The organism is Neisseria sp. 20925_1_37, assembly GCF_041433255.1.
In the GTDB taxonomy this organism is placed as follows: domain Bacteria; phylum Pseudomonadota; class Gammaproteobacteria; order Burkholderiales; family Neisseriaceae; genus Neisseria; species Neisseria flavescens_D.
In genome coordinates this window covers 198,904-211,991 of record NZ_JAPWBC010000002.1, presented here as the reverse complement: position 1 = coordinate 211,991, position 13,088 = coordinate 198,904, and the positions used below count along the sequence as shown (strand labels likewise).

The window sequence follows — 13,088 nt, the reverse complement described above, 5'->3', positions numbered from 1 at the left end:
AACAAAAGGCCGTCTGAAACCTGTTTCTCAGGATTTCAGACGGCCTTTTAACTTCTTTAAATATGTCTAACTTTTTGCTGCTTTTACTTTTTCTGCAAACCACAGCGCCACAGCCGTACCTGCCATATCGGCAATGCCGTCAGCGATCGAACCTTGGCGCGTAGCAGTCAGAAATGCCTGGGCCAGCTCACTTCCTACTGCAAACAATAAAGCGGCAAGCAGAATGCCTTTATAGGGAATAGTCCTATTGTCTTGAATAAATATTTTTGCGCACAGCCATGCCTGTCCGAAAAACAGTCCGAAATGGCCGACTTTATCAAAATGGGGAAATGGTGGAGCGCTATTGCCGCCCTCTTTGAAAAGCAAGGCATAAATGGCGGCGGCAAACCAAATCAAGGCAGCGGCAGTGAATTTGTTTAATGGTAAGGCTTTCATTTGTCGGCCTCTTCATCCAACCATGTTTGGCAGATATCTGCCAAGCGGACAAATTTCCCACCCCGCGTCTTCAAAATATCACGCCATTGTGCCACTTCTTCTGCATCCGGGGCATCTTCAATACTGCATTCATAAAGGCAGAAGTCTAATGTTTCGCCAACAATGCCTGGGGCTTCGGTCTGCATCAGACTGGTCAGTTCGTTCATATTTACTGTTTCTTTGATTGGTTATCGCTAGCCAGACCGCGCCGTCTATTTTCAGGCCGTCTGAACATGATGTGCAAGACTAACCCGTTTGATTCGGGTACGCTTACTTACTGTGCAAAAAACGTGTTGCTTCTTCCCATTCGCCATTCAACACGGCCGGCAATCCTTGCAGGGATTTGGCGATGGAGTCATCAATTTGCTGTCTGTGTTCCGCCGACGGTTTATTCAACACATAACCGACAACCAGATTACGGTCGCCCGGATGATCAATACCCAAGCGCAGGCGGTAGAAATTAGGCGTACCCAAGCGAGCCTGAATGTCTTTGAGGCCGTTGTGTCCGCCGTTGCCGCCGCCAAGTTTGAATTTGATACGGCCGCATGGAATATCCAGCTCGTCATGAACTACCAAGATTTCCTCCGGCTTGATTTTGTAAAACTGAGCCAAAGCGGCAACGGCCTGACCGGATCGGTTCATAAAGGTCATGGGTTTGAGCAGCCAAACATCGCCATCTGGCGTAGTGGCGCGCGCTACTTCGCCGTAAAATTTCTTTTCGTCTTTAAAATTGACTTTCCATTTCCACGCCAGTTCGTCCAACAACCAAAAGCCGACATTATGGCGCGTTTGTTCGTATTCTTGGCCTGGATTGCCCAAACCGACGATTAATTTAATTTTCAAGCTCATTACTGTTCTTTCAGTTTGACAGACCGTCTGAAAAAGTTTCAGACGGCCTTCGATTTATTCTTGCCCAGCGCGTTTACGTCGCGCTTCTTTCGGATCAATCAACAATGGACGATAAACCTCAATCCGATCGCCATCGCGCAACACAGTCTCACTTTTCACGACCTTGCCGAAAATACCCAAAGGCGCTTGCTGTAAATCCAACTCTGGGAACTCCACCTCCAAACCGCTTTGCAGGGCAGCTTCGCGTACGGTTGTACCTTCGGCAACGGTCATACCCTTCAACACTTGCCTATCGGCTAGTCCGTAAACAATTTCAATCTCAAGCATAGCGGCGGTCGGCCTCTTTAATAAAAGCATCCACCAATGTACCAGCAAGATGGCCGAACACCGGGGAAATCATGGCAAAGAGTACGGCATTGGAGAAATCGTATTCCAATCTGAATTCAACTTTGCACATATCATCGCCCAAGTCGATAAATTTCCAAGTGCCGCGCAGGGTTTTAAACGGCCCTTCGAGCAAATCCATACGGATTTCCTGCCCCGGTATATTGTGGTTGTGCGTCGCAAACGACTGCTTGACACGCATATAGTCCATAAACAGGCGCGCTTTGAGCTCATTGCCTTTACGTTCGATGACTTCGGTCTTGCTGTACCACGGCAAAAATTTTGGATAGTCCTCAACTTTGTCCACCAGCTCAAACATTTCCTTAGCGCTATGCAGCACCAATACGTTTTTCTCGACTTTTTTCATGTGGTTGTAGACCTTGTTTTGAATACTTGGGGTTCAGACAGCATGATTTAGAAAAATATCTACCCTACTTTGGGACAAAATTCCTAATTTAAACCGCTTCGCCATTTTGTTTCGCTTCCAGCCATTCCCAGCGTTCCAGCTTTTCCAAAAGCAGCATTTCAATTTCTTCAGCCCTGCTTTGCAATGCACCTGCTTTTTCGTAATCTTTGAAAATTTCAGGATCGGAAAGCTGGGTATTGATTTCAGCCTGCTCGGTTTCCAAAGCGGCGATTTCATCAGGCAGGGCGTCGAGTTCGCGCTGTTCTTTATAGGAAAGTTTGACCGTGCGGTTGGCTTTGGGTTTGACTTTTTCAGGCTCGGCAACCGCTTTAGGCGCAGAGGCCGTCTGAATTTTATCTTCCCGCGATTTTGCGTCGATATAGTCCTGATAGCCGCCGATGTATTCTTTCAGACGGCCTTGTCCTTCGAAAACAATGCTTTGGGTAATCACATTATCCAAGAACATACGGTCATGCGAGACAAGGAATACCGTGCCTTGGTAATCACGCAGCAAGTCTTCAAGCAGCTCTTGGGTGTCGATATCCAAGTCATTGGTCGGTTCGTCCAAGACCAAAATATTAGCAGGACGGGTAAAGAGTTTTGCCAGCAGGAGGCGGTTACGTTCGCCGCCGGAGAGTGATGAAACGGGACTTTGTGCGCGGGCTGGATGGAACAGAAAATCTTCCAAATAGCTCATCACATGCTTTTTCTTACCGCCGACTTCAACGTAATCATTGCCCTGCCCGAGTGTGTAAAACACAGTATCGTTTTCGTTCAAGGCGCTGCGGAACTGGTCGAAATAGGCAACTTCCTGTTTACTGCCGATACGGATTCTGCCGTAGGTCGGCTGCAATTCGCCCAAAATCAGCTTAAGGAAGGTGGTTTTACCGATACCGTTTGGACCGATTAAGCCGATTTTGTCGCCGCGTTGCAAGATGGCGGAGAATTTGTCCATGATAACTTTGTCGCCATAGGCAAACGAAGCGTGTTCCAATTCGGCGATGATTTTGCCGCTTTTTTCGCCACTGTCGAGCTTAAAGTTGACCTGCCCTTGTACGTTTCGGCGTTCGGCACGCTGGCGACGTAGCTCTTCCAAACGGCGCACGCGACCTTCGTTACGGGTACGGCGCGCTTCGATGCCTTTGCGTATCCATGCTTCTTCCTGTGCGTGGAATTTGTCGAAGAGGCGGTTATGTTCCGCCTCGACTGCCAACTCTTGCGCTTTTTTCTCGCTGTATTTGGAGAACGAGCCAGGATAGGAGCGCAGAATGCCGCGGTCAAGTTCAACGATGCGCGTGGCGATATTATCCAAAAAACGGCGGTCGTGGGTAATCACAACCAGGCTGCCTTCAAACGCCTTGAGCAGGTTTTCCAACCAGATAATCGCGTCGATGTCCAAATGGTTGGTCGGTTCGTCCAGCAGCAATACATCGGGCTTTTGCACCCAAGCCTGCGCCAAGGCGACACGCTTTTTTTGACCGCCGGAGAGGTTGCCAATTTTTTCGTTTTCCGGCAAACCGAGTTCCCCCAAAGTCTGCTTGACTGCCGCATCCAGCTTCCAGCCGTCCTTCGCTTCGATTTCAAGTTGCAATTCGTTGAGCTCTTTCAACAAAGCCTCACTCGAACCATTTTCCAACTCATGGCTGACATGATGATAACGGCGCAATAAATCACGAATTTCGCCCAAACCTTCGGCAACGGTATCAAATACAGTTGCATCCTTATCAAAAAAGGATTCCTGCGGCACATAAACGATTTTAAGGTTGTTTTGAACAATAATCTGCCCGTCGTCGAGCTTTTGTACGCCGGCCAGAATTTTTAAAAACGAAGACTTACCCGCACCGTTGCGGCCGATTAAACCGATTTTCTCGCCGCTGTCGAGTTGAAAAGAAGTTTTGTCGAGCAAGGCGACGTGGCCGACGGCAAAAGAAGCATTTTCTACGGATAAGATATTCATGGGGAAACTTCAAAAAAGAAAAGGGGAACATTTTAACCGATTATCGGCAGATATTTGCCGAAAATCATATGAAATTGAAAGTATCAGGCCGTCTGAAAGCGGTTTTCAGACGGCCTTCATTATTATTCTTGAACCTTCAAACCGAAATGCAGATAGGCTCGTTCGGTTGCTACGCGTCCGCGCGGTGTACGTTGCAAAAAGCCCTGCTGAATCAGATATGGTTCAATCACATCTTCGATGGTATCGGTCGATTCTCCAATCGCAGTAGCCACGTTTTCCAAACCGACAGGACCGCCGCTGAATTTGTGCAAAATCGCCTCAAGGAATTTCCTGTCCATCACATCCAAACCTTGCCCATCCACATCCAGCATACTCAAAGCCGCATCGGCAATTTCCGCATCAATGACGCCATTGTTTTTCACATCGGCATAATCGCGCACACGTCGCAAAAGGCGGTTGGCAATACGCGGCGTACCGCGGCTGCGCTTGGCCACTTCCATCGCCCCCTCGTCACCCATATCCAACTGCAATAGTTGAGCAGAACGGGCAACAATAGTTGCCAAATCTTTATTCTGATAAAACTCTAATCGGGATACGATACCGAAACGGTCGCGCAACGGATTGGTCAACATACCGGCACGGGTCGTCGCGCCCACCAATGTAAACGGCGGCAAATCGATTTTGACCGAACGCGCGGCCGGACCTTCGCCTATCATGATGTCCAACTGATAATCTTCAAGCGCAGGATAAAGGATTTCTTCAACCACTGGGCTTAAACGGTGGATTTCATCGATAAACAGCACATCATGCGGCTCGAGATTAGTCAACAAGGCCGCAAGGTCGCCAGCACGTTCCAAAACCGGACCGCTGGTTTGACGCAAATTAACGCCTAACTCTTTGGCGATAATGTGCGCCAAAGTAGTTTTGCCCAAACCCGGAGGGCCAAACAGCAAAGTGTGGTCAAGCGCTTCGCCACGTTTTTTCGCCGCCTGAATAAAAATGGCCAACTGCTCTTTTGCTTTATCCTGCCCGATATAGTCGTCTAAAGTTTTCGGACGTAAAGCGCGTTCAAGCAATTCTTCCTGAGCGGAAATATTTTGAGCAGTGATAATGCGCTGAGGTTGTGCAGAAGTAAGATTATCAGTTTGTAACATAATGTTTCTAAATTCTAAGACCGTTCCCGACCCGTTATTTCAGACGGCCCGAACAATCAGATAAAGCGGTTAAATTATGATTTTGGCCATTATACCCGATAAGGCCGAGCCGCTTTTCCCTCAAATCTAAATCACACAAAAATTTTCGTTTTCAGACGGCCAAAGCAACGTATAATAAACGGTTAATTCAAATACCTATCGCATTCAGGAGAACACATGAGCCTCAAGCAAAAAGTTATCGCCATCGACGGCCCCAGCGCATCCGGCAAAGGGACGGTTGCCTCACGCGTAGCCGAAGCCTTGGGTTTTCTTTACCTCGACTCCGGTGCGCTTTACCGCCTGACCGCGCTTTACGCACAAAAACAAAATGTTGCCTGGACAGATGAAGATGCCGTCAGCACACTGGCAGAAACCTTGCCCGCACAATTTGAAGGCAGCGTCGTATTATTGAACGGCGAAGATGTATCCGAGCAAATCCGTACCGAAGCGATCGGTATGGGCGCATCTGCCGTCGCGCAGTTGCCTAAAGTGCGTACCGCCCTTTTGCAGCGCCAACGCGATTTCTTAACCGAAAAAGGTTTGGTCGCCGACGGCCGCGATATCGGCTCGGTTATTTTCCCTGATGCCGCATTAAAAATTTTCCTGACCGCAAGTGCCAATGTCCGCGCCCAACGCCGTGCCAAACAACTCGGTATCCCATGCGAAGGCGTTGCATTCAAGCGCATTTTGTCAGACATTGAGGCGCGCGACGAAGCAGACCGCCGCCGCCCTGTTGCTCCGTTGAAACAGCTGCCCGATGCTCTGCTTTTAGATACTGATAACCTTTCTATCGAAGAAGCTGTAAAAAAAGTGCTTGATTGGTATCATAAAGTTTAAAATTTGGAGTATAATCGCGAAGTTTTCATTTCAGACGGCCTGTTAATCCTATAACAAGGCCGTCTGAAAACATTTCCCAACCTGCCGCGCCAAGGACGGCAGGTCATTTCAAACCTAACCCGCACCCCTTGGCGGTGTACCGAAAAGAGTATATATGACTATGGAAAATTTTGCCCAGCTGCTGGAAGAAAGCTTTACCCTGCAAGAGATGAACCCAGGTGAAGTGATTACTGCCGAAGTAGTCGGCATCGATCAAAACTTCGTTACCGTTAACGCAGGTCTGAAATCAGAATCTCTGATTGATGTTGCTGAATTCAAAAACGCTCAGGGCGAGATTGAAGTTAAAGTTGGCGATTTCGTTACCGTTACCATCGAATCTGTTGAAAACGGCTTCGGCGAAACCAAACTGTCCCGCGAAAAAGCCAAACGCGCTGCCGACTGGATCGCTTTGGAAGAAGCTATGGAAAACGGCGACATCCTGTCCGGCGTTATCAATGGCAAAGTCAAAGGTGGTCTGACTGTTATGATCAACAGCATCCGCGCATTCCTGCCGGGTTCTTTGGTTGACGTACGTCCTGTAAAAGACACTTCTCACTTCGAAGGCAAAGAAATTGAATTCAAAGTGATCAAACTGGACAAAAAACGCAACAACGTTGTTGTGTCTCGCCGCGCTGTTCTGGAAGCTACTTTGGGCGAAGAACGCAAAGCCTTGTTGGAAAACCTGCAAGAAGGTTCAGTTATCAAAGGTATCGTTAAAAACATCACCGATTACGGTGCATTCGTTGACTTGGGCGGCATCGACGGTCTGTTGCACATCACCGACTTGGCATGGCGCCGTGTGAAACACCCAAGCGAAGTTTTGGAAGTTGGTCAAGAAGTAGAAGCTAAAGTCCTGAAATTTGACCAAGACAAACAACGCGTTTCCCTGGGTATGAAACAACTGGGCGAAGATCCTTGGAGCGGCCTGACCCGTCGTTACCCACAAGGTACCCGCCTGTTCGGTAAAGTATCCAACCTGACCGACTACGGTGCGTTCGTTGAAATCGAACAAGGCATCGAAGGTTTGGTACACGTTTCCGAAATGGATTGGACCAACAAAAACGTACACCCAAGCAAAGTTGTTCAACTGGGTGACGAAGTTGAAGTAATGATCCTGGAAATCGACGAAGACCGCCGTCGTATCTCTTTGGGTATGAAACAATGCCAAGCTAACCCTTGGGAAGAGTTTGCCGCCAACCACAACAAAGGCGACAAAATCTCCGGCGCAGTTAAATCTATCACTGACTTCGGCGTATTCGTAGGTCTGCCCGGCGGTATCGACGGTCTGGTTCACTTGTCTGACCTGTCTTGGACCGAAGCTGGCGAAGAAGCTGTACGCAAATACAAAAAAGGCGAAGAAGTTGAAGCCGTTGTATTGGCAATCGACGTTGAAAAAGAACGCATCTCTTTGGGTATCAAACAACTGGAAGGTGATCCGTTCGGCAACTTTATCAGCGTAAACGACAAAGGTTCTTTGGTTAAAGGTTCTGTGAAATCTGTTGACGCCAAAGGTGCCGTAGTCGCTCTGTCTGAAGAAGTTGAAGGCTACCTGCCTGCTTCTGAATTCGCCGCTGACCGCGTTGAAGACCTGACTACCAAACTGAAAGAAGGCGACGAAGTTGAAGCCGTTATCGTTACCGTTGACCGCAAAAACCGCAGCATCCGTCTGTCTGTTAAAGCGAAAGACGCTAAAGAAAACCGCGAAGCACTGAATTCAGTTAACGCTGCTGCAACTGCCAATGCCGGTACTACCAGCCTGGGCGACTTGCTGAAAGCCAAACTGTCCGGCGACCAAGAATAAGGTCGCAGACATGACGAAGTCTGAATTGATGGTTCGCCTTGCAGAAGTGTTTGCCGAAAAAAATGGCAACCAACTGCTGGCTAAAGATGTCGAATACAGTGTAAAAGTCTTGGTTGATACCATGACCCGCTCACTGGCTCGTGGACAACGTATCGAAATCCGCGGCTTCGGCAGCTTCGACTTGAACCACCGCCCTGCCCGTATCGGGCGCAACCCGAAAACCGGCGAACGCGTGGAAGTGCCTGAAAAGCATGTTCCTCACTTCAAACCGGGTAAAGAGTTGCGTGAGCGTGTAGACTTGGCATTGCAAGAAAGTGCTCATTAATACTTAGTAGCAAAACGCCGCAGAAATGCGGCGTTTTTTTGTTTTCGCAAGAAATACAAAGCCAGCTCTTTTCACACATACCTTAATCGCACACTATTTCAACTATATTTACTACAATGCTTTTGCAAAAAACGCAGGCCGTCTGAAATCATTTATAATAGACCGACTATTCTGTAATGAAAACATCATTCCAACTACCGTCTAAACTATTGCGGATGATGTTTCAACTATCGCCAGTAAAGCATAATAAAGGTTACACATGAGCAATAGAGACCAACTATTCACACCACCTCCATTTGAAAACCACAGCCCATTGACTTGGTATCAAGCTGCAGCCGAACAGCCCAACTTTATCCGCGACGAAGCCCAAGCGCGAGCCATTGAATATTTGGATCGTTTATGGACCGAGCTGATGATGTTCAAACGCAAACGCAACCGTTTTCTCGGCCGTAGCTTGCGTTCCCCTCAAGTACCTAAAGGACTCTATTTTTATGGTGGCGTAGGACGCGGTAAAAGCTTTTTGATGGATGCTTTTTTCGGTTGCCTCCCTTATCGCCGTAAGCGTCGCGTGCATTTCCATGCCTTCATGGCCGAAATCCATCAACGTCTTAAAGTCTTGAAAAGCGAAGCCAATCCCTTAAAAGCCGTTGCAACAGAAATTGCCAAAGAAACACGCGTATTATGTTTTGACGAGTTTCACGTCAGCGATATTGCCGATGCCATGATTTTAGGCCGTTTGCTGGAAAACCTGTTGAGCGAAGGTGTAGTCTTGGTAGCCACTTCCAACTACGCCCCATCCGAACTCTATCCTCAAGGCCAAAACCGCAGCAGCTTTCTGCCAACCATCGCCCTTATCGAGTCCAACCTAACCGTTTTAAATGTGGATGGCGGCGAAGATTACCGCTTGCGTACGTTGCGTCCTGCCGAAATTTTCTTTGTTCCTAATAATGAAGAGAACGAGCAAAAACTGGCTGCTTTATTTAAGGAAATGAGCGGAATCTCTGAATTAAACCCAGGCATCAGCATTATTCATGGACGAGAAATTCCTCACAAAGCCCAGTCAGAACGCGCCATCTGGTTTGATTTCCGCGCATTATGTTTTGGCCCACGCTCACAAGCTGACTACCTGTACTTGGCCGAACATTACGAGATGGTTTTCCTTTCAGGATTGGAACGCCTGACCCCTCAAGAAAAAGCAGAAGCACGCCGTCTGACATGGTTAATTGACGTTTTATACGATTTCCGTGTGAAATTGTGTGCCACCAGCGCAGTTGGCGTAAACGATATTTACGTTGAAGGCGATTTCGCCGAAGAATTTACCCGTACAGCCAGCCGTATGATCGAAATGCAATCCGAAGTCTATTTGGAACAACCACACCTGACTTTAAGCAAATAATGCCTTTCCCAAAAAGGGGCGAAATTTGGTAGAATACACTTCCCTCGCCTCTTGGCTACGGCAACTTACCTATTAATAAAAACAAGGACATAACATGGCCATCGAACGTACGATTTCCATCATCAAACCCGATGCAGTAGAAAAAAACGTCATCGGCAAGATTTACAGCTGCTTTGAAGAAAACGGCTTGCGCATTATTGCGGCGAAAATGAAACATCTCTCTGAGCGTGAAGCAAAAGAGTTTTATGCCGTACACAAAGACCGCCCTTTTTATGAAGACTTGGTTAAATTCATGACTCGCAATCCTGTCATGATTCAAGTATTGGAAGGTGAAAACGCCGTTGCCAAAAATCGCGAATTGATGGGCGCAACCAATCCAGCCGATGCAGCTCCTGGCACAATCCGTGCCGACTTTGCAGAATCTGTCAGTGTCAATGCCGTACATGGTTCTGACAGCATTGAAAATGCTGCAATTGAAATTGCTTACTTCTTCAGCCAAAGCGAAATCTGCCCACGCCAAGAGTAAAAGCCTATAGCCGCTTTACGGCCGTCCGATTTATATCGGACGGCAAAACTGCTTTGTATGTCCTACAAATTAAAGGCCGTCTGAAAACCCAAAGGCTTTTAAAGCAAAGCTGCCCAATAAGCCTCTTTGCTTTAAAAGCTTTACTGAGAAACATAAAAATACATGAAAACCAATCTACTGAACTACGATTTAAACGGACTGACGCAACACTTTGCCGAAATGGGCGAAAAACCTTTTCGCGCCAAGCAGGTAATGCGTTGGATGCATCAAGCGGGTGCACAAAACTTTGAAGAAATGACTGACTTGGCCAAATCATTGCGCGCCAAGTTGAATGAACAAGCCACAATCGAAGTGCCTAAATTAATGATGGCACAAGAATCTACTGATGGTACACGCAAATGGTTGCTGGATGTCGGCACGGGCAACGGTGTAGAAACCGTTTTCATTCCCGAAGCCGAACGCGGTACTTTATGTATCTCTTCCCAAGTCGGTTGCGCATTGGAATGCACCTTCTGCTCTACCGGACGACAAGGTTTCAACCGTAATCTGACTGCAGCTGAAATTATCGGTCAGCTTTGGTGGGCCAATAAAGCCATGGGCGTTACCCCTAAAAACGAACGGGTTATCTCCAACGTGGTGATGATGGGCATGGGCGAACCCATGGCAAACTTTGACAATGTTGTTACCGCTTTGAGCATTATGCTGGATGATCACGGCTACGGCTTGAGCCGCCGCCGCGTGACTGTTTCCACTTCGGGCATGGTTCCACAAATGGACAGACTGCGTGATGCAATGCCTGTTGCTTTGGCCGTGTCTTTACACGCATCCAACGATGAAGTGCGCGATCAGATTGTTCCCCTCAACAAAAAATACCCGCTCAAAGAATTGATGGCGGCCTGTCAACGTTATTTGGTCAAAGCACCCCGTGACTTTATTACCTTTGAATACGTTATGCTCGACGGTATCAACGATAAAGCGCAACATGCGCGCGAATTGATTGAGTTGGTTAAAGACGTACCCTGCAAATTCAATCTGATTCCGTTCAATCCTTTCCCAAATTCCGGCTACGAACGTTCTACCAATGAAAATATCCGTGTCTTCCGCGATACTCTGCAACAAGCCGGCTTTGTCGTTACTGTCCGCAAAACCCGCGGCGATGACATTGACGCTGCTTGCGGACAATTGGCCGGACAAGTACAAGATAAAACACGTCGCCAACAAAAATGGCAACAGATTTTGGTCGAACAATAAGGTTAATTATGAAAATCAAGTTCGGATTCGCTTTACTTACCGCACTGACTCTTTCAGCCTGCGCTTCCTCTTCCGGCCCAAGCCCTAAAGAACGTGCCATTCAGGTTTCTAATATCAAAACCCAACTAGCTGTAGAATATATGCGCGGCCAAAACTACCGCCAAGCTACTGAAAGTATCGAAGAGGCGCTTAAATCCAATTCAAAAAATGACCTTGCTTGGTTGGTACGAGCCGAGATTTATCAGTATTTGAAGGTCAAAGATAAAGCTCAGGAAAGCTTTCTTAAAGCATTGTCTTTAAAACCTGATAGTGCGGAAGTCAACAACAACTACGGTTGGTTCTTGTGCAATCAAATGAATGCACCAGCCGAATCTTTGGCTTATTTTGATAAAGCACTGGCCGACCCAACCTACCCAAGCCCCTTTATTGCCAATATGAATAAAGGCATTTGCAGCGCAAGGTTAGGCCAATACTCTTTAGCCCAAGCCTATTTAGAAAGGTCTTTAGCAGCGAATCCGCAATTCTTCCCTGCTTTCAAAGAACTTGCCCGAACCAAAATGATGGCAGGAAATCTGAACGATGCCGACTATTATTTCCGCCAATACCAAAGCAAAGTTGATGTCCTGCAGGCTGACGATTTGCTTTTAGGCTGGCGCTTGGCCACTGCCTTGGGCAATAAACACGCCGCATACGAATACGAAGCCCAACTTAGGGCAAACTTCCCTTATTCTGACGAACTACAAACTGTTACAACAGGCCACTAAATGGAAAATAACGATAAAATCAACTACGACACACAAGCCGCCAAAACACTGGGGGATGAATTACGAAAACACAGAACTGATGCCAAAATCGATATTGAAGATGTTGCTTCACGTTTAAAACTGTCTGCCGAACAAATTGATGCTTTGGAAAAAGGGGAATATTCAGGCTTTCCCGGCTTAGTCTTTGTTTCAGGCTATCTGCGTTCATATGCACGATTTCTGAAAATCGACGAACAAACCATCGCCAAACATTTGCTCTCCATTACTCCGCAACTTGAAGACCATGTATACGCGGTAACACGCAGTGCCAACACCGGCTTAAGCTACAAAGACACTGAGAAACAAGGCTTCCCAAAATGGATATTGGGGATAGCCGCATTGGCTTTGGCTGTAGGCGGTGTTTACTTTTGGCAAAGTAAATCCAGCTATGAAAACGAACAGGCAAATATTCAAAACAGCAAAGATGTTGCCGATACGATGAAAACGCCTGCTTTGAAAACGGATAATGTTGCCGTTAGCGAAATGACCGAAGAAGGCAAAAAAGAAATTACCAATAAGCCTGAAGTGGCTAATGATCAAGCAGCCTCAGCAGCTTCCGCCGTCGTACAAGATGAGAAGCCTGCCGTCAAAGTTGAGAAAGACGAACTTTGGATTAAAGTCCAATACCGAAGCAATCTGATTATTACAGACAAAGATGGAAAAGTTGTATTCAGCCGTATCGTTCCAGCCGGAAGCGAACAACGTCTGAGAGGCGGCGCACCTTACAATGTTTGGATCGGTATTGCAGCCGGCTCGGAAGCCAATTACGGCGGCACACCTATCGAACCTTTGAAATACCGTGTTGCCGGTGAAAAATCCGCCTCTTTTGTTGCAGGAAAAAACTAAA

At 47.4% G+C, this 13,088-nt stretch carries 15 protein-coding genes; 8 read left to right on the top strand and 7 right to left on the bottom strand.

The window, feature by feature from the left end; all coding sequences use genetic code 11:
• Positions 1-66: 66 nt before the first annotated feature.
• The 7 genes from O3661_RS02540 to ruvB form a co-directional block, all read right to left on the bottom strand.
• The gene (locus O3661_RS02540; RefSeq protein WP_371492190.1) at positions 67-435 is read right to left on the bottom strand and encodes a VanZ family protein; all 369 of its coding nucleotides are present in this window, start codon (positions 433-435) and stop codon (positions 67-69) included.
• A complete protein-coding gene (locus tag O3661_RS02535) occupies positions 432-641 on the bottom strand; it encodes a dioxygenase (protein WP_371492189.1) in 210 nt (69 codons plus the stop codon). Before O3661_RS02535 ends, O3661_RS02540 begins: the two co-directional genes overlap by 4 nt.
• Before the next feature lie 103 nt (positions 642-744).
• On the bottom strand, positions 745-1,323 hold the full coding sequence (pth, locus tag O3661_RS02530) for an aminoacyl-tRNA hydrolase (protein ID WP_003683307.1): 579 nt from the start codon (positions 1,321-1,323) through the stop codon (positions 745-747).
• A 54-nt stretch (positions 1,324-1,377) separates the two neighbouring features.
• Positions 1,378-1,650 (bottom strand): RnfH family protein, encoded by a 273-nt coding sequence (locus O3661_RS02525; RefSeq protein ID WP_070460839.1) that lies wholly within the window; start codon positions 1,648-1,650, stop codon positions 1,378-1,380.
• Positions 1,643-2,074 (bottom strand): type II toxin-antitoxin system RatA family toxin, encoded by a 432-nt coding sequence (locus O3661_RS02520; RefSeq protein ID WP_371492188.1) that lies wholly within the window; start codon positions 2,072-2,074, stop codon positions 1,643-1,645. The genes O3661_RS02525 and O3661_RS02520 overlap by 8 nt, the downstream gene beginning before the upstream one ends.
• Before the next feature lie 88 nt (positions 2,075-2,162).
• Positions 2,163-4,070: an ATP-binding cassette domain-containing protein gene (locus O3661_RS02515; RefSeq protein WP_137040860.1), complete on the bottom strand. Its 1,908-nt coding sequence runs from the start codon at positions 4,068-4,070 to the stop codon at positions 2,163-2,165.
• Between the two features lie 122 nt (positions 4,071-4,192).
• On the bottom strand, positions 4,193-5,224 hold the full coding sequence (ruvB, locus tag O3661_RS02510) for a Holliday junction branch migration DNA helicase RuvB (RefSeq protein WP_371492187.1): 1,032 nt from the start codon (positions 5,222-5,224) through the stop codon (positions 4,193-4,195).
• A 216-nt stretch (positions 5,225-5,440) separates the two neighbouring features.
• On the opposite strand from ruvB, the gene cmk reads away from it, so the two are divergent.
• From cmk to O3661_RS02470, 8 genes are all read left to right on the top strand, one after another.
• Positions 5,441-6,100, top strand: coding sequence for a (d)CMP kinase (gene cmk / locus O3661_RS02505; RefSeq protein WP_371492186.1), 660 nt, complete (start codon positions 5,441-5,443; stop codon positions 6,098-6,100).
• A gap of 154 nt (positions 6,101-6,254) precedes the next feature.
• The gene (gene rpsA / locus O3661_RS02500) at positions 6,255-7,940 is read left to right on the top strand and encodes a 30S ribosomal protein S1 (protein ID WP_003678994.1); all 1,686 of its coding nucleotides are present in this window, start codon (positions 6,255-6,257) and stop codon (positions 7,938-7,940) included.
• Positions 7,941-7,950: 10 nt separating this feature from the next.
• Positions 7,951-8,265, top strand: coding sequence for an integration host factor subunit beta (locus O3661_RS02495; RefSeq protein WP_003678992.1), 315 nt, complete (start codon positions 7,951-7,953; stop codon positions 8,263-8,265).
• Between the two features lie 259 nt (positions 8,266-8,524).
• The gene (gene zapE, locus O3661_RS02490) at positions 8,525-9,661 is read left to right on the top strand and encodes a cell division protein ZapE (RefSeq protein WP_049333700.1); all 1,137 of its coding nucleotides are present in this window, start codon (positions 8,525-8,527) and stop codon (positions 9,659-9,661) included.
• Positions 9,662-9,755: 94 nt separating this feature from the next.
• Positions 9,756-10,187 (top strand): nucleoside-diphosphate kinase, encoded by a 432-nt coding sequence (ndk, locus tag O3661_RS02485; protein ID WP_371492185.1) that lies wholly within the window; start codon positions 9,756-9,758, stop codon positions 10,185-10,187.
• Positions 10,188-10,349: 162 nt separating this feature from the next.
• The gene (rlmN, locus tag O3661_RS02480; protein ID WP_371492184.1) at positions 10,350-11,438 is read left to right on the top strand and encodes a 23S rRNA (adenine(2503)-C(2))-methyltransferase RlmN; all 1,089 of its coding nucleotides are present in this window, start codon (positions 10,350-10,352) and stop codon (positions 11,436-11,438) included.
• Between the two features lie 8 nt (positions 11,439-11,446).
• Positions 11,447-12,202, top strand: coding sequence for a type IV pilus biogenesis/stability protein PilW (gene pilW, locus O3661_RS02475; protein WP_063075505.1), 756 nt, complete (start codon positions 11,447-11,449; stop codon positions 12,200-12,202).
• A complete protein-coding gene (locus tag O3661_RS02470; protein WP_371492183.1) occupies positions 12,203-13,087 on the top strand; it encodes a helix-turn-helix domain-containing protein in 885 nt (294 codons plus the stop codon). It begins immediately after the preceding gene.
• Position 13,088 lies beyond the last annotated feature (1 nt).